Source organism: Nocardia terrae (assembly GCF_009760405.1).
Lineage (GTDB): Bacteria > Actinomycetota > Actinomycetes > Mycobacteriales > Mycobacteriaceae > Nocardia > Nocardia terrae.
Genome location: NZ_WRPP01000002.1, coordinates 439061 through 455051 on the forward strand (window position 1 = coordinate 439061; position 15991 = coordinate 455051).

The 15991-nt window shown below is 68.6% G+C and carries 15 protein-coding genes; 13 read left to right on the plus strand and 2 right to left on the minus strand.

The window, feature by feature from the left end; all coding sequences use genetic code 11:
* The first annotated feature begins 17 nt into the window (after positions 1-17).
* The 9 genes from rapZ (at position 18) to kstD (ending at position 9155) form a co-directional block, all read left to right on the plus strand.
* Positions 18-1013 (plus strand): RNase adapter RapZ, encoded by a 996-nt coding sequence (gene rapZ / locus GPX89_RS11855; RefSeq protein WP_157387531.1) that lies wholly within the window; start codon positions 18-20, stop codon positions 1011-1013.
* Positions 1010-2068, plus strand: a complete 1059-nt coding sequence (locus tag GPX89_RS11860) for a gluconeogenesis factor YvcK family protein (RefSeq protein ID WP_157387532.1) — start codon at positions 1010-1012, stop codon at positions 2066-2068. The genes rapZ and GPX89_RS11860 overlap by 4 nt, the downstream gene beginning before the upstream one ends.
* Positions 2059-3042, plus strand: a complete 984-nt coding sequence (whiA, locus tag GPX89_RS11865) for a DNA-binding protein WhiA (protein ID WP_328601743.1) — start codon at positions 2059-2061, stop codon at positions 3040-3042. The genes GPX89_RS11860 and whiA overlap by 10 nt, the downstream gene beginning before the upstream one ends.
* A gap of 211 nt (positions 3043-3253) precedes the next feature.
* A complete protein-coding gene (gap, locus tag GPX89_RS11870) occupies positions 3254-4270 on the plus strand; it encodes a type I glyceraldehyde-3-phosphate dehydrogenase (protein WP_328601744.1) in 1017 nt (338 codons plus the stop codon).
* Positions 4271-4276: 6 nt separating this feature from the next.
* Positions 4277-5503 (plus strand): phosphoglycerate kinase, encoded by a 1227-nt coding sequence (locus GPX89_RS11875; RefSeq protein WP_157387534.1) that lies wholly within the window; start codon positions 4277-4279, stop codon positions 5501-5503.
* A 3-nt stretch (positions 5504-5506) separates the two neighbouring features.
* Positions 5507-6292: a triose-phosphate isomerase gene (tpiA, locus tag GPX89_RS11880; protein ID WP_157387535.1), complete on the plus strand. Its 786-nt coding sequence runs from the start codon at positions 5507-5509 to the stop codon at positions 6290-6292.
* Between the two features lie 59 nt (positions 6293-6351).
* A complete protein-coding gene (locus tag GPX89_RS11885) occupies positions 6352-6783 on the plus strand; it encodes a nitroreductase/quinone reductase family protein (RefSeq protein WP_407939379.1) in 432 nt (143 codons plus the stop codon).
* An 83-nt stretch (positions 6784-6866) separates the two neighbouring features.
* The gene (locus GPX89_RS11890) at positions 6867-7469 is read left to right on the plus strand and encodes a TetR/AcrR family transcriptional regulator (RefSeq protein WP_157387537.1); all 603 of its coding nucleotides are present in this window, start codon (positions 6867-6869) and stop codon (positions 7467-7469) included.
* Positions 7470-7475: 6 nt separating this feature from the next.
* Positions 7476-9155 (plus strand): 3-oxosteroid 1-dehydrogenase, encoded by a 1680-nt coding sequence (gene kstD, locus GPX89_RS11895; RefSeq protein ID WP_157387538.1) that lies wholly within the window; start codon positions 7476-7478, stop codon positions 9153-9155.
* A gap of 67 nt (positions 9156-9222) precedes the next feature.
* On the opposite strand, the gene GPX89_RS11900 is transcribed toward kstD, so the two are convergent.
* Positions 9223-9939, minus strand: coding sequence for an SDR family oxidoreductase (locus GPX89_RS11900; RefSeq protein WP_157387539.1), 717 nt, complete (start codon positions 9937-9939; stop codon positions 9223-9225).
* Between the two features lie 108 nt (positions 9940-10047).
* Between GPX89_RS11900 and GPX89_RS11905 the strand changes: the two genes are divergently transcribed.
* Together GPX89_RS11905 and GPX89_RS11910 are read left to right on the plus strand one after the other, a co-directional pair.
* Positions 10048-10902 (plus strand): LysR family transcriptional regulator, encoded by an 855-nt coding sequence (locus GPX89_RS11905; RefSeq protein ID WP_157387540.1) that lies wholly within the window; start codon positions 10048-10050, stop codon positions 10900-10902.
* Between the two features lie 79 nt (positions 10903-10981).
* Complete coding sequence (locus tag GPX89_RS11910; RefSeq protein WP_328601745.1) at positions 10982-12097, plus strand: DUF5685 family protein; 1116 nt, start codon at positions 10982-10984, stop codon at positions 12095-12097.
* A gap of 90 nt (positions 12098-12187) precedes the next feature.
* On the opposite strand, the gene GPX89_RS11915 is transcribed toward GPX89_RS11910, so the two are convergent.
* Positions 12188-12616: a hypothetical protein gene (locus tag GPX89_RS11915; protein WP_157387541.1), complete on the minus strand. Its 429-nt coding sequence runs from the start codon at positions 12614-12616 to the stop codon at positions 12188-12190.
* A gap of 143 nt (positions 12617-12759) precedes the next feature.
* On the opposite strand from GPX89_RS11915, the gene GPX89_RS11920 reads away from it, so the two are divergent.
* Positions 12760-15114: a galactose oxidase-like domain-containing protein gene (locus tag GPX89_RS11920; protein ID WP_328601746.1), complete on the plus strand. Its 2355-nt coding sequence runs from the start codon at positions 12760-12762 to the stop codon at positions 15112-15114.
* 46 nt (positions 15115-15160) lie between these two features.
* Positions 15161-15937: an enoyl-CoA hydratase-related protein gene (locus tag GPX89_RS11925; protein ID WP_157387542.1), complete on the plus strand. Its 777-nt coding sequence runs from the start codon at positions 15161-15163 to the stop codon at positions 15935-15937.
* Positions 15938-15991 lie beyond the last annotated feature (54 nt).

Genomic DNA, 15991 nt, shown 5'->3' on the forward strand with positions numbered 1-15991 from the left:
ACACGAACCGGTAGGACATGACGCGCGTCGAAGCCAGTACTGATACGGCCGAAAACAGCAAGACAACCGAGAGTGATTCCCAGCCGACCGCTCGCCGCGGGCGGTCCCTACCCGACTCCGCGCCGGTCGAGGTCGTCATCGTGACGGGCCTGTCCGGCGCCGGCCGCGGCACCGCCGCACGGGTGCTCGAGGATCTGGGCTACTACGTGGCCGACAACCTCCCACCCGAATTGATCGCTCGCATGGTCGATCTCGGCCGCAATGCCGAACCGCCCATCCGCAAACTCGCGCTCGTCATGGACGTGCGCAACCGCTTCTTCACCGGCAATCTCGCCGCGGTCGGCGAACAGCTACGGGCGGCGGGCGTGCGCACCCGCATCCTGTTCCTGGAAGCCTCCGACGATGTGCTGATCCGCCGCTTCGGTTTCGCGAGGCGACGCCATCCGCTGCAGTCCGAGAGCGCCGACGGCACCCTGACCGCCGGCATCGCCGCCGAACGCCAGCGCCTGGACCCGGTGAAAACCGCCGCCGACGTGGTCATCGACACCACGGCGCTGTCCATCCACCAGTTGCACCGCAAGCTCGAGGAGGTCTACGGCGGCGACACCGCCACCGTCCTGCAGTTGACCGTTCAGTCGTTCGGTTTCAAGTACGGAGTCCCGCTCGACGCCGACATGGTGTTCGATTTGCGTTTTCTGCCGAATCCACATTGGATTCCCGAACTCCGCGAAAAGACCGGACAGGATGCCCCGGTCAGCGAGTATGTGTTGTCGCGCCCCGGCGCTCAGGACTATCTGGGCACCGCGCGGCATCTCGTCGACCTGACGACCGAGGGTTACCGCCAAGAGGGGAAGCGATACATGACCGTGGCAGTGGGCTGCACCGGCGGGAAGCACCGCAGTGTGGCCGTAGCGGAGGCACTGGGCGACGCGCTGGGCGCGGAGAAAGCTCTGTCCGACGAGGACACCGGTGTCGTGGTGCGGGTGGTCCATCGAGATCTGGGGCGGGAATGAGTGAGACGAACTCCGGCCGCACCGCCAATCCGGCAATCGTGGCCCTCGGGGGCGGCCACGGCCTCTATTCGACGCTGACCGCCATCCGGCGGCTCACCCGCAAGATCACCGCGGTGGTGACGGTCGCCGACGACGGCGGCTCCTCGGGACGGCTACGCTCCGAGCTCGGCATGCTGCCCCCGGGCGATCTGCGAATGGCGTTGGCGGCCTTGGCCGAAGAGGCCGACGGCATCTGGGCGCGAACTTTGCAACATCGCTTCGGCGGCACCGGCGCGCTGGCCGGGCATTCGGTGGGCAATCTGATCCTGGCGGGCCTCACCGAGGAGCTCGGCGACCCCGTTGCCGCCCTCGACGAGGCCGGCAAGGTCCTGCGCATCACCGGCCGGGTACTACCGATGTCGCCGATCGCGCTGACCATCGAGGCGGATGTTTCTGGGCTGGAAGGCGATCCGCGTGTGAGCCGCTGCATCCGTGGTCAGGTCGCCGTGGCGACCACCCCGGGCAAGGTGCGCAGAGTGCGGCTGATCCCCTCGGATCCGCCCGCCTGCCCCGAGGCGACCTCGGCCATCGAGCACGCCGACGTGGTCGTGCTGGGCCCGGGCAGCTGGTTCACGAGCGTCATCCCGCATGTGCTGGTGCCCGAATTGCACGAAGCTCTGCTGCACACGCGGGCGCGGAAAGTGCTGGTGCTCAACCTCGCTGCCGAACCGGGCGAAACGGCCGGATTCTCCGCGGAGCGGCACCTGCATGTATTGTCCCAGCACGCACCGGATTTCACAGTCGACCATGTTTTGGTGGACTCCGGTTCCGTACCCGAGGGTAGGGAACGCGAACATCTGGCAAGAGCTGCCGAACAGCTGCGTGCGCGAGTAACCTTCGCTGATGTCGCCGAGGCGGGGACGGACCGGCACCACCCCGGAAAGCTTGCCGCCGCACTGGATCAGGTGATCCGGCAACCTCGGCCGGAATTGGCAGGGCTTCGAGTCGAAGGACGGCATATGGGCCAACGTGTGCGGTCCGGGTTGGGTGGAAAGGAGCGCGTCTCGTGGCGATGACAGCGGAAGTGAAGGACGAGCTGAGCCGACTCTCTGTATCACAGGTGAGTTCGCGCAAGGCCGAACTGTCCGCGCTACTGCGGTTCGCCGGTGGATTGCACATCGTCGGCGGTCGGGTGATCGTCGAAGCCGAGGTGGACATGGGTTCCATCGCGCGTCGGCTGCGTCGAGAAATCTTCGAGCTGTACGGCTACGGCTCGGACGTGCATGTCCTCGGCGCTGGCGGGCTCCGGAAAACCTCCCGGTATGTAGTGCGGGTTTCCAAGGAAGGCGAGGCGCTGGCGCGCCAGACCGGTTTACTCGATGTGCGCGGGCGCCCGGTACGTGGGCTGCCGGCCCAGGTGGTGGGCGGCAGCATCGGCGACGCCGAAGCCGCTTGGCGCGGCGCGTTTCTCGCGCACGGTTCGCTCACCGAACCGGGTCGCTCCTCGGCGCTGGAGGTGAGCTGCCCCGGGCCGGAGGCCGCGCTCGCCCTGGTCGGCGCGGCCCGGCGGATGGGCATCTCGGCCAAGGCGCGCGAGGTGCGCGGCACCGATCGAGTCGTGGTGCGCGACGGTGAGGCCATCGGCGCTCTGCTCACCCGCATGGGTGCGCAGGACACCCGGCTCACCTGGGAGGAGCGGCGCATGCGCCGCGAGGTCCGGGCGACCGCCAACCGGCTGGCCAACTTCGACGACGCGAACCTGCGTCGTTCGGCGCGGGCGGCGGTCGCGGCCGCGGCCCGGGTGGAGCGCGCGCTCGAAATACTGAGCGACGATGTGCCCGACCACTTGGCCGCCGCCGGCAAGCTGCGCGTGCTGCACCGGCAGGCGTCGCTCGAGGAGCTGGGCCAGCTGGCCGAGCCGCCCATGACGAAAGACGCTGTGGCGGGCCGGATTCGGCGGCTGCTGTCGATGGCGGACCGTCGTGCCAAGGAACTCGGGGTGCCCGATACCGAAAGCGCGGTCACCGCAGAGCTGCTCGAAGAGGCATGAATCACGCGCGCTGCCGCGTGAACTGATTTACAGTACTGAGTAATCCCGTTCGGAAGCGTCGCAACCCTTGTGGTGGCGGCGCTTCCGCCGTATGTGACGAAAGTGAACGTTCCGTAGTTCACCGTGGCGGGGGTGTGTCCGTGATGTTTCCGTTACAGGTCTAGGGTTAACAGCGCAACGGAAACGATCCGCAAAGCTGAGGAGCGAAAACGTGACTGTCCGGGTAGGGATCAACGGCTTCGGCCGCATCGGGCGCAACTTCTTCCGCGCCGTCGAGGCGCAGAAGGCCCTCGGCACCACTGATATCGAGATCGTGGCGGTCAACGACCTGACCGACAACAAGACCCTTGCCACCCTGCTGAAGTACGACTCCATCCTCGGTCGCCTGCCGCAGGACGTTTCCCTCGACGGCGACTACATCGTGGTCGGCGATCAGCGGATCCGCGCGCTGGAGATCAAGGAAGGCCCGTCGGCCCTGCCGTGGGGCGACCTGGGTGTCGACGTGGTCGTCGAGTCCACCGGTATCTTCACCTCCGCCGCCAAGGCCAAGGGCCACCTGGCCGCCGGCGCCAAGAAGGTCATCATCTCCGCGCCCGCCACCGATGAGGACATCACCATTGTGATGGGCGTGAACGACGACAAGTACGACGGCTCGCAGAACATCATCTCCAACGCCTCGTGCACCACCAACTGCCTGGGCCCGATCGCCAAGGTGCTCAACGACTCCTTCGGCATCGAGCGCGGTCTGATGACCACGGTCCACGCCTACACCCAGGACCAGAACCTGCAGGACGCGCCGCACAAGGACCTGCGTCGCGCCCGCGCCGCCGCGCTGAACATCGTGCCCACCGGCACCGGCGCCGCCAAGGCCATCGGCCTGGTGCTGCCCGAGCTGCTCGGCAAGCTCAACGGCTACGCGCTGCGCGTGCCGGTCCCGACCGGTTCGCTCACCGACCTGACCGTGGACCTGCGCAAGGCCGCCACCGTCGACGAGGTCAACGCCGCCATGAAGGCCGCCGCCGAGGGCCCGATGAAGGGCATCCTGAAGTACAACGTCGACCCGATCGTCTCCTCCGACATCGTGACCGACCCGCACTCGTCGATCTACGACGCGCCGCTGACCCAGGTCATCGACAACCAGGTCAAGGTCGCCTCCTGGTACGACAACGAGTGGGGCTACTCCAACCGCCTCGCCGACCTCATCGGCCTCGTCGGCAAGTCCCTCTAAGCGCCGATGACGATCAAGACACTCCAGGATCTGCTGAACGAGGGTGTCGAGGGTCGGGGCGTGCTCGTGCGCTCCGACCTGAACGTTCCCCTCGACAACGGCGTCATCACCGATCCGGGCCGCATCATCGCGTCCGCGCCGACCATCAAGGCGCTGGCCGAGGCCGGCGCGAAGGTCGTGGTGACCGCGCATCTGGGCCGCCCGAAGGGTGAGCCGGATCCGAAGTTCTCGCTCGCGCCGGTGGCCGCGCGCCTGGCCGAGGAGCTGGGCCGCAATGTCCAGCTGGCCGGTGACGTGGTGGGCTACGACGCGCTCTCGCGCTCGGAGGGCCTCACCGACGGCGACGTCATGCTGCTCGAGAACGTGCGCTTCGACGCGCGTGAGACCAGCAAGGACGACGCCGAGCGGACCAAGCTGGCCAAGGCCCTGGTCGAACTCGTCGGCGAGGACGGCGCTTTCGTGTCCGACGGCTTCGGCGTCGTGCACCGCAAGCAGGCGTCGGTCTACGACGTGGCCAAGCTGCTGCCGCACTACGCGGGTGGCCTGGTCGCCGCCGAGACCGAGGTGCTGAAGAAGCTCACCGAGAACCCGGAGCGCCCGTACGCGGTCGTGCTCGGCGGTTCCAAGGTCTCCGACAAGCTGGCGGTCATCGAGGCGCTCGCGCCGAAGGTCGACACGCTGGTCATCGGCGGCGGCATGTGCTTCACCTTCCTTGCCGCACAGGGCCTTTCGGTGGGCACCTCGCTGCTGCAGGAAGAGATGATCGAGACCTGCAAGGGCCTGCTGGACAAGTACGCCGACGTCATCCACCTGCCGGTGGACATCGTCGTCGCCGACAAGTTCGCCGCCGACGCGGAGTCGAAGACCGTGCCCGCCAACGAGATTCCCGACGGCTGGATGGGCCTGGACATCGGCCCCGACTCGGCCGCGCGTTTCGGCGCGCTGCTGACCGAGGCCAAGACCGTGTTCTGGAACGGCCCGATGGGTGTGTTCGAGTTCGAGAAGTTCTCGGCCGGCACCCGCGGTGTCGCCGAGGCCATCGCGGTCGCCACCTCCAAGGGCGCGTTCACGGTGGTCGGCGGCGGTGACTCGGCCGCGGCCGTGCGCACCCTGGGTCTGCCCGACGACGGTTTCTCGCACATCTCCACCGGCGGCGGCGCGTCGCTGGAATACCTGGAGGGCAAGGAACTTCCCGGCCTCGCTGTGCTTGAAGAAACACAGTTGGAGGGCTGAACCATGGCACGTAAGCCTTTGATCGCCGGCAACTGGAAGATGAACCTCAATCACCTCGAGGCCATCGCCCTGGTGCAGAAGATCGCATTCGCGTTGCCGGAGAAGTACTTCGACAAGGTCGACGTGACGGTGATCCCGCCGTTCGTGGATCTGCGCAGCGTGCAGACCCTCGTCGAGGGCGACCGTCTCCTGATCACCTACGGTGCCCAGGACGTGTCCACCCACGACGAGGGCGCCTACACCGGCGAGATCAGCGGTTCCATGCTCGCGAAGCTGGGCTGCTCGTTCGTCGTGGTCGGCCACTCCGAGCGGCGTCAGTACCACAATGAGGACGACGCCACGGTCCTGGCCAAGACCAAGCAGGCGCTCAAGTACGGCATCACCCCGATCGTCTGCATCGGTGAGGGCCTGGGTGTGCGTGAGACCCAGACCCATGTGGCCTACAACCTCGAGCAGCTGCGCGGCTCGCTCAAGGGCCTGACCGCCGAGGAGATCTCCAAGGTCGTCATCGCCTACGAGCCGGTCTGGGCCATCGGCACCGGCAAGGTCGCCACCCCGGCCGACGCGCAGGAAGTCTGCGGCGCCATCCGCAAGGAACTGGCCGAACTGGCCAACCCCGAAGTGGCCGCGGGCGTCCGCGTCCTCTACGGTGGCTCGGTCAACGCCAAGAACGTCGGCGAGCTGGTCGGCCAGACCGACATCGACGGCGCGCTGGTCGGCGGTGCCTCGCTCAAGGGTGACGAGTTCGCCACCCTGTCCGCGATCGCCGCGGGCGGACCGCTGCCGTAACGGTTTCGCGTTCTCGAAAGGGCCGGGCATCCCAGGGATGCCCGGCCCTTTTCGGCACAATGTCGATCATGAGCGACGACTGGAATACCAACATCATCAATGAGTTCCGGGCCAATGAGGGCCGGGTCGGCGGGCCTTTCGAGGGCGCTCCCATGATTCTGGTCCACCACCGTGGGCGCAAGAGCGGCAAGGAAGGGGTGACGCCCCTGATGTACCAGGCCGACGAGCAGGACCCGAGCCTGATGTACATCTTCGCCTCGGCGGCGGGCGCCCCGAACAATCCCGCCTGGTACTACAACCTCATCGATGCCGGAAAGACGACCGTCGAGGTCGGCACCGAGACCTTCCCGGTCACGATCACCGAGGTCACCGGGCCCGACCGCGATCGCATCTACGACACTCAGGCCACCCGCTACCCGGGTTTCGCGGGCTATGCCGAGAAGACCGCGGGCATTCGCACGATCCCGGTGCTGGCCCTGCGCCGCGCGTGAACACACCATAACCTGACATCGCCCTCCTTCTTGACAGTAACTCTCACATCGGGAGAAACTGTCGTCAAGACGAAGGAGGGCGAATGTCTTTGCGAGAGCGGCAACGCCGCCAGGTGCGCGACGAGATCCAGCGCGCGGCCTACGGGCTGTTCGCCGAGAAGGGTTTCGCGGAGGTCACCACCGAGCAGATCGCCGCGGCGGCCGGGGTGTCGGCCAGCACCTACTTCCGGCATGTGCGCAGCAAGGAAGACCTGCTGCTCGACCCGGTCCGCGAGGGCGGCGCGGGCATCGCGGCGCTGCTCGAGGAGCGCGAGGCCGCCGAGCCCGCGGATGTGGCTCTGGCGCAATCGATTCTGGCCCGCTCCACGACCTTGGCGGCGGCCGAGCTCGAAGGCTGGCGGGCGGCGTTCCGCACGGCGCCGCACCTGCTCGAACGGGTGGCGTTGATCACCGCCGAGCATCGAACGCGGCTGGTCGAGCTGGTGGGGGAGCGGATGGGGCGCGACCCGCGGGAGGACAGCACCCCGGGTTTGCTGGTACATCTCATGCTCGCTGCGGCGGAATTCGGTTACCTGCAATGGCTTCGGAATTCGGAGCATCCGGAGATGTCGCTGGCAGTGTGCGTGGAGGGTGCCCTCGACGCCGTGGTCGGCGAGCGTTGGCGTACAACAGAACACGAAGATTGAGGAATCATGCAGGACGACAGGGAAACTGCCGGGACGTTCGATCTGATCGTCGTGGGTTCGGGGGCGGCGGGGATGGCCGCGGCGCTCACGGCGTCCCACCACGGACTGTCGGCGGTCATCGTCGAGAAGGCCGCGCACTGGGGCGGGTCCACGGCGCGATCCGGTGGGGGCGTGTGGATTCCGGGCAACTCGGTGCTGCGGCGGGAAGCGCCCGCCGATGACCTCGAGGCGGCGCGGGTCTATCTGAAGGACATCATCGGGGCGGGTGTGGCTCCCGAGCGCATCGACACCTACCTCGATCGGGGCGCGGAGGCGTTCGACTTCCTCGTCGAGCATGCCGGGCTGCGGATGCAGTGGGTGCCAGGCTATTCCGACTATTACCCGGAAGCGCCGGGTGGTCGTTCGCACGGCCGGTCGGTCGAACCTGTGCCCTACGACGCCAGTGGGCTCGGGGCCGAATTGGCTTCGCTGGAGCCGGATTACGCGAAGGCCCCGAAGAATGTCGCGCTCACCCAGGCCGATTTCCGGCAGGTTCACCTGGGTCTGCGCAATCGGCGCGTCCCGCTGACGGTCATGGCGATCGTGGGCCGGTGGCTGTCGGCGACCGTGCGGCGTCGCCATGTGCTCGCCCGCGGTCAGGCTCTCAGCGCGATGCTGCGGGCGGCCCTGCTGTCGGCGAATGTGCCGCTGTGGCTGGACACTCCGCTGATCGAGCTGTGCACCGAGGACGGCCGGGTGACCGGTGCGGTGGTATCGCGTGACGGGCGTGAGCAGGTGATCACCGCGCGACGCGGCGTGGTCGTCGCGGCGGGCGGATTCGAGCACAACGAGGTGATGCGCAAGCAATTCCAGCGCCAGCCCATCGGCACCGACTGGACCGTCGGCGCGAAAGCCAATACCGGTGACGGGATCCGCGCGGGCCGGGCCGTCGGCGGCGCGGTCGAATTCATGGACGACGCCTGGTGGGGCCCGTCGATCCCGCTGCCCCGCGAGACCTGGTTCTGCCTGGCCGAGCGCAATCTGCCGGGCAGCGTCATCGTCAACGATCGCGGCGAGCGCTTCATGAACGAGTGCCTGCCCTACGTCGAGGCCACCCACCGCATGTACGGCGGCGAATTCGGCCAGGGCGACGGACCGGGCGAAAACCTGCCCGCCTGGCTGATTTTCGACCAGCGCTACCGCAACCGCTACCAGTTCGCGGGTGTCCCACCCCGTCAGCCGCTGCCCGGCCGGTGGTTCAAGTCCGGCGCGCTGACCCGAGCCGACTCGCTCCCCGAACTCGCCGAGAAGCTCGGCCTCCCGGTCGAGAAACTCGAGGCGACGGTTTCGCGCTTCAACGAATTCGCCCACGCGGGCAAGGATTCCGACTTCGGCCGCGGCGAGAGCGCGTACGACAACTACTACGGCGACCCCCGCAACAAGCCGAACCCGAATCTCGGTGCGCTGGAAACGGGTCCGTTCTACGCGGCGAAACTGGTCCCCGGCGACCTGGGTACCAAGGGCGGTCTGACCACCGACGTGGACGGCCGGGTCCTGCGCGAGGACGGCACGGCCATCGACGGCCTCTACGCCGCCGGTAACGCGAGCAGCCCCGTCATGGGCCACACCTACGCCGGCCCCGGCGCGACGATCGGCCCCGCCATCGTCTTCGGCTACCTGGCCGCCCGCCACGCCGCCGCCCACTAGATCGCCGAGCGGCGCATCCTGGAGGGGATTTGCCCGAAACAGCCTCCAGGATGTGCCATTCGACGAATCAGGCGAGGACCGCGCCGCCGTCCAAGGGGAGGATGGTGGCGGTGGCGTGGGGCTGGGTCAGGAAGAAGACGAATGCCTGGGCGATGTCGTCGACTTCGGCGATGCGGCGCAGGGGAGTGGCGGCGGCGGTGTCGGCGTAGAACTGTTCGCGCAGGTCCTCGGGGAAGTTCCACAGCGGTGACCGCACTACGCCGGGCATGACCGCGTTGACCCGGATCGGCGCGAGTTCGACCGCCAGCGCCCGGGTCAGCGCCTCGACCGCGCCGCAGACGCTCGAGGTGACCGACGAGCCCGGCACCGGACGCGGCCCGGCCGTCCCGGTGGTGAGGGTGATCGACCCGTCGGCCCGCAGGTGCGGCGCCGCCGCCTGCACCGCCGCGAGCACGCTGAAGTACCGCAGCTCGAAGAACTTTCGGGCGCTGTCGAGATCCAGGTCGGCCACCGGCGAGAGCAGCAGCGGCTCACCGGCGGTGTAGACGAGGTGGTCGATCGCGCCGAGTTCGCCGAACATCGCGCGAATCCGGTCGGCGTCGTTGAGATCGGCGACGATGCCGGTGGTGCCCGCCGGGAGCTCGGCCAGGGCCTTGTCGACATTGGCCCGGCGGCTGGAGACGACGGTGACCTTCGCGCCCTGGGCGGCGGTCGCGGCGGCCACCGCGTAGCCGATGCCGGAGGTGCCGCCGAGGATGACGATGCGCTGTCCGTCGAGAGACATTCGGGTGTTCCTTTCGGGGGAATGCTGTTCGCTGGTGCCCCTCTACCTTCGGTTTTCGCGTGGCTATCCGTCCAAGACCTATCCCGCCGCCTGTAATACCCTGGGGGTATGAGCGATGTGGATCTGCGCAAGCTGCGCTACTTCGTGGCGGTGGCCGAGCACCTGCATTTCGGCCGTGCCGCCGAGCAGCTGTTCATCGCGCAACCGGTGCTGTCGCGCCAGATCCGCGCCCTGGAGGAGGAACTCGGTGCGCAGCTGTTCGCGCGCGACCGGCGCGGGACGGCGTTGACGGCGGCCGGGCAACAGTTGCTGGTCGACGCCAAACCGCTGCTGGCCGCGGCGGATGCCTTGCGGCGCAGGGTGACTCGCGCGACGCGGGAAGAAGATGTCTTCACCGTCGGTTTCATGCCGGGTCTGATCGTGACCGCGGCCGTGCGCGCTCTCACCGAGCATCATCCGGGTCTCATCGTCGATCTCGTCCGCACCACCTGGGACGACCAGATCGAGGTGATTCACGACGGCCGCGTCGACGTGAGCGTGGTCCGGCTGCCCGTCGAACCCCGCGGCCTGATCCTGCGCCCGCTGTACACCGACCCGCGTGTGGTCGTGCTCCCGGCCGACCATCGCCTGGCGGCCAAGGACACCCTGGCCGTCGCGGATCTCGTCGACGAGCACCTGCTCCAGGACCCCGGGCTGGTCCCCGAATGGCACGCGCTGGCAGCCGAATCGCGGAAGGAGCGCCCGGACGTGCCGGTCTTCCGCAGCGTCGAGGAGAAGCTCGAGCATGTCGCGGCGGGCCGCGGCATCATTTTCCTGCCGCTGTCGGTCATGACGTTCTACACGCGCCCGGACATCGCGTATGTCCCGGTGCCCGATCTCGCGCCGAATCAGGTGAGCCTGGCGTGGTCGGCAGACCGTCCGGTACCACTCGCCGAGGAATTCGCAAACCTTGCAGCCCAGTGAATTTCGAGCGATATCGGCGAATCCGGGTTGAATCGGATTCGGACGACTAATCCCGCCGAAAGCGGTTACCTTCGATGTTGTGTTCGGCATCATCCGACCCTGCCGTCATCGGCTGGGCGAGGAACTCGGGCGGGCGTGGTTGGCGCAACTGTGCGGGCTGTGTCTCGCGCTGCGCGACGATCACGGCCAGAGCGCCCGCATGGCAACAAATTACGACGGGCTGATCGTTTCGGCCCTGGTGGAGGCGCAGTCCACGGCGTCGCCCACGCGTCGCGCGGCCGGGCCCTGCCCGCTGCGCGGCATGAAGCGCGCCGATGTCGCCACCGGTGACTGCGTGCGGCTGGCTGCCACCGTGTCACTGGTGCTGGCCGCGGCCAAAGTGCGCGACCATGTGGACGACGGCGACGGCATGGTCGGTACCGCCGGATTCCGTCCCGCCGCCCGGCGGCTGGCCCAGCGCTGGGCGCGGCAGGGCGAATCCTCCGGCGCCGGGCTGGGTTTCGACACCGGCGTACTCGTGACGGCGGTGGATCGCCAGGGCGAGATCGAGGCCGCGGCGGTGCTCGGCACCCCGCTGCTGGAGGTGACCGAACCGACCGAGACCGCCACGGCGGCCGCGTTCGGCCACACCGCGATCCTGGCGGGCCGCCCCGGCAATCAGCAGGCGCTGACCGAGGTCGGCCGATTGTTCGGCCGCATAGCGCATCTCGTGGACGCGGTCGAGGACCTCGGCGACGATCTGGCGCACGGCAAGTGGAACCCCTTGGCGGCCACGGGAACCGATGTCGCCGAGGCGCACCGGTTGTGCACCGACGCGCTGCTGGGCATCGAATTGGCCTTGGCCGAGGTGGAATTCACCGATGGCCGTCTGATCCACAAGCTACTGAAGCATGAGCTGGGGCGTTCGGTGACCCGGACGTTCGGCGCTCACGGGCCCGCGTGCTCGGCCCACGGCACGGTCACCAGACCGATGAGCCGCTGGCGTCGCCGCGGCCCCGACCCGTGGGGTCCGCCGCCGCCCGGATACGGTCCGCCGCCGGGTTACGGCCCGGGTCCCGGCTACTACGGGCCTGCGCCGCGCCGCCGCGGCATGGGCTGCCTGCCGTGCTGTGAGGGGTGCGTCTGCTGCGGCGAGGGCTGCTGCTGTTGTGAGGAAGGTTGTTGCTGCTGCGAGGAATCCTGCTGCGACTGCTGATCATTCGACGCGAGAGGCCGGGCGCCCGCGGTGCCCGGCCTCTCGCGTTCCCGGTGAACCCGCCCACTCCGGGCAGGCGGTTCAACGCCCCTACTTGCTCAACAGGGTCGCGGATCCGGTCTGCAGCAGGTTGGTGATGATGTTTCCGGCGCTGCCGCTGGTGGAGCCGCTGCTCGAGCCCGAGGAGCCCGAGGTCGTGGTGGTGGTCTGCAGGGTCCAGGTGCCGCAGCCGCTGGTGAAGAAGGCGACGTCACTGGACGCGATGGTGACGGTGGCGGTGCCGCCGGACGCTCCGCCCGCCTGGATGGTGACGCTGGGGGTGATGGACGACAGTCGCGCCCAGGCGCACACGGTCCCCGCGGTGGAGGTCGTGTAGGTTCCGGGCTGGATGTCGACGTTGACCTTGAAGGTCGAGTCGCCGCTGAAGGAGTTGGGCAGGGCGGCGTTCGCGGTTCCGGTGCTCGCCAGCAGGGCGGCGGCACCGAGGGCGAGACCATTGGCCCAGAGTGTCTTTCTCATGATGCTTCCTCAAGTATTTGAAACGAGAGCGTTTCGCAGGGTAGTGGCTGAGACGGGCCGCCGGGAGCGTTTTCGGTAACCCGGTATCGCGACTATCCGGACTTCGGATGCCGAGATCGGCCCGAGCGATCATGATGGCTTGTGTGGCAGGACAATTCGTTCCGATCCCGGATTGGTACTCACCGGACAACCAGGATTGCGGTATGGCCGTCGTCGACCTCGGCGGTGACGGCACCCTCGATGTCGTGGTGCTCATGGTCGACAATCCACCCGGTCAGAACACCGGCAACTACCGCGTCGGCCACGCCCTGGCGGCCGACGGCACGGTCCGCGAGTGGGGACCGTGGCTGCAGGTGCCCGACTGGTGGGGATGGGAGAACCAGGGCGCGGGCATCGCCCTCGCGGACCTGAACGGCAACGGGCGACCCGACATGGTGGTCTTCCTGGTCGACAACCCCGAAGGTCAGAACCAGGGCTACTACCGCATCGGCCGCGACCTCGCCCCCGACGGCACGGTGACCGGCGGATGGACCGACTGGCAACAGATTCCGGACTGGTACGGCTGGGAGAACCAGGGCGCGGACATCTGCCTGACCCGCCTCGACGGGCAGTGGGTGCTCGCGGTGATGACCGTCGACAATCCGGACGGCCAGAACAGCGGCCAGTTCCGGCTGGCCAAGGGCCTCGGCGCGGACGGCTCCGTGGCGGAATGGACGCCCTGGGTGGCGATTCCGGACTGGTGGGGCTGGGAGAACCAGGGCGCGGGCATGACCGTCGCGGACCTGGACGGCGACGGCCGGCCCGAGCTGATCGTGTTCACCATCGATCACCCGCAGAACGGGAACGGCGGGCTGTACACCATCGGCTGGGGCCTGGACGGGAGCGGGCACTGCGTGGACGGCTGGAGCCGCTGGTCGCACGTGCCGGACTGGGGATTCCGGGAGAACGAAGGCGCGGCCATCGGTGTGCTGCCCGCGGCGAGCGGCCTGCCGCAACTGGTGGTGTGCGCCATCGACCATCCGCAGGGCGGCAATGCGGGATATCTCCGCGTGCTGGATCTGGACACCGACCTGGCCACCGCCGCGACCCAAGGCGCCTGGCGCATCTTGGATTTCGGCACCGAGATCAACCCGGTGCACGCCGCGCTGCTGCACACCGGTGACGTGCTGTTCTTCGCCGGTTCCGGCAACGACCCGGATCGCCTGAACGCCCACGACTTCCGCACCCGCGTCTGGCATTACCCGAATCCCGGGCTCGACGCGCCCGCCACTCCCATCGACATGTTCTGCTCCGGCCAGGCGTTCCTGCCCGACGGGCGGTTGCTGGCCGCGGGCGGCACCGGACAGTACGACCCGTTCTTCGGGCTGCGCGACGCCCTGCTGTTCGACCCGGCATCGCTGACCTGGGAGCCTCAGCCCGATATGACCTTCGGGCGTTGGTATCCCACCCTCGCCGCACTGAAAACCGGTGCCGTGGTGGCGATCTCGGGCCTGGGCGCCGACGGGTTCCTGTCCGAGACGCCCGAGCTGTTCGATCCGGCCACGCTCACCTGGTCGCAGCTGCCGGTGCCCGGACCGATTCCGACCTACGCGCACCTGATCCTGCTCGCCGACGACCGGGTCTTCTACACCGGCGGCCAGTTCGGCACCGACAACGGCATGCGCCCCTCGATCTGGGACACCGCCACCGGCAAGGTCACCGAGGTCGCCGGGCTCTACAACCCGGAGTCCCGCAGTCAGTCCACGAGCGTGCTGCTGCCTCCGGCGCAGGCACAGCGGGTCATGCTCATCGGCGGCGGCACGGTCGACCCGCACGGTCCCGGCATGGCCTCGGCGGATACCCAGATCGTGGACCTGACCGCGGCCGCGCCCGCCTACCGGATGGGTCCGCCCATGGCCTACCCGCGCATGCACGTGTGCGCGGTCCTGCTGCCCGACCGCACGGTCCTGGTCGCGGGCGGCTCCGGCATGGAGGAGATGGCCGACTCGGTGCCGCCGACCGGCGAGATCTATGACCCGGTCGCGGGAACCTGGACACCGACCGCGCCGGAACGGGTTGCGCGCCTGTACCACTCGGTCGCGCTGCTCGCCCCGGACGGCAAGGTGGTCACGGCCGGATCCAACCCGCTGCGCAAGACCGAGGAACTGCGCATCGAGATATTCTGGCCGCCTTACCTTTTCAAAGGCGCGCGACCGGAGTTCGAAATGGTCTCCGGCACGGTCGAATACGGGGCGACGCTGTCGCTGACCACCACGGCCGCCGTCCGCGAGGTGAACCTCATGCACCCGACCTCGTGCACCCATTCCTGCGACAACAACCAGCGCCTGATCGACCTGCCGATCGCCTCGAACACCTCCGGCACGCTGACGGTGTCCATGCCCGACAATCCGGCCCTGGCCCCGCCCGGCTGGTACCTCGTGGTCGTGGTCGACACCGACGGCATCCCTTCTACCGGCCGCTGGCTGCGGCTCTCCCCGGCGTCCCCGTCCCCGGTCTGACGCCGAATGCGGCCTCGGGCAGGGTGGCGCGCACTACCGTGGAGCCATGACCGCGGAGTACCGGCACCTGCTCGTGAAGCGCGACGGCGACACCATCACCGTCACCATGAACCGCCCCGACCGCCGCAACGCACTGTCCGCCGACCACCTGACCGAACTGCTGGCCGCGTTCCGGTCGGCGGGGAGGACCGATGCCACCGGCATCGTGCTGGCCGCCGCCGGACCGGTCTTCAGCGCGGGCCACGATTTCGCCGACGTCGCCGCCCGCGACCTGCCCGGCGTGCGCGAGCTGCTCACCCTGTGCCAGCAGGTGATGACGACCCTCGAATCGCTCCCGCAGGTGGTGATCGCCCGCGTCCACGGCCTGGCCACCGCTGCGGGCTGTCAGCTGGTCGCCTCCTGCGATCTCGCCATTGCCGCCGAATCTGCCGGCTTCGCCCTGCCCGGCGGCAAGGGCGGCTGGTTCTGCCACACCCCGGCCGTCCCCGTCGCCCGCTCGATCGGCCGCAAACGGCTGATGGAACTGGCCCTCACCGGCGACGTCATCGACGCTCGCACGGCGGTCGACTGGGGCTTGATCAACTACGCGGTCCCCGACGCCGACCTCGACGACGCGGTCGCCGCCCTCATGGCTCGCGCCACCCGGGGCAGCCGCGCCAGCAAGGCCCTCGGCAAGCAAACCCTCTACGCCCAGCTCGACCGCCCCGAAGCCGAGGCTTACACCCTGGCCCGCGAAGTCATGGCCGCCGCCTCCCAATCGCCCGGCGCCCGTGAGGGAATGGCCGCGTTCCTCGAGAAGCGTCAGCCGGTCTGGCCCGACTAGTCCCACGAGCGGAATCCACCCCGTCTCCACCCCCGGGTGGTGGGTGGAGGCCGT

What these genes read in the sequence shown, in the direction of transcription:
- rapZ (WP_157387531.1), top strand. Translation starts at nt 18, where the DNA reads ATGACGCGCGTCGAAGCCAGTACTGATACGGCCGAAAACAGCAAGACA.
- GPX89_RS11860 (WP_157387532.1), top strand. Translation starts at nt 1,010, where the DNA reads ATGAGTGAGACGAACTCCGGCCGCACCGCCAATCCGGCAATCGTGGCC.
- GPX89_RS11875 (WP_157387534.1), top strand. Translation starts at nt 4,277, where the DNA reads ATGACGATCAAGACACTCCAGGATCTGCTGAACGAGGGTGTCGAGGGT.
- tpiA (WP_157387535.1), top strand. Translation starts at nt 5,507, where the DNA reads ATGGCACGTAAGCCTTTGATCGCCGGCAACTGGAAGATGAACCTCAAT.
- GPX89_RS11885 (WP_407939379.1), top strand. Translation starts at nt 6,352, where the DNA reads ATGTCGATCATGAGCGACGACTGGAATACCAACATCATCAATGAGTTC.
- GPX89_RS11890 (WP_157387537.1), top strand. Translation starts at nt 6,867, where the DNA reads ATGTCTTTGCGAGAGCGGCAACGCCGCCAGGTGCGCGACGAGATCCAG.
- kstD (WP_157387538.1), top strand. Translation starts at nt 7,476, where the DNA reads ATGCAGGACGACAGGGAAACTGCCGGGACGTTCGATCTGATCGTCGTG.
- GPX89_RS11900 (WP_157387539.1), bottom strand. Translation starts at nt 9,939, where the DNA reads ATGTCTCTCGACGGACAGCGCATCGTCATCCTCGGCGGCACCTCCGGC.
- GPX89_RS11905 (WP_157387540.1), top strand. Translation starts at nt 10,048, where the DNA reads ATGAGCGATGTGGATCTGCGCAAGCTGCGCTACTTCGTGGCGGTGGCC.
- GPX89_RS11915 (WP_157387541.1), bottom strand. Translation starts at nt 12,616, where the DNA reads ATGAGAAAGACACTCTGGGCCAATGGTCTCGCCCTCGGTGCCGCCGCC.
- GPX89_RS11925 (WP_157387542.1), top strand. Translation starts at nt 15,161, where the DNA reads ATGACCGCGGAGTACCGGCACCTGCTCGTGAAGCGCGACGGCGACACC.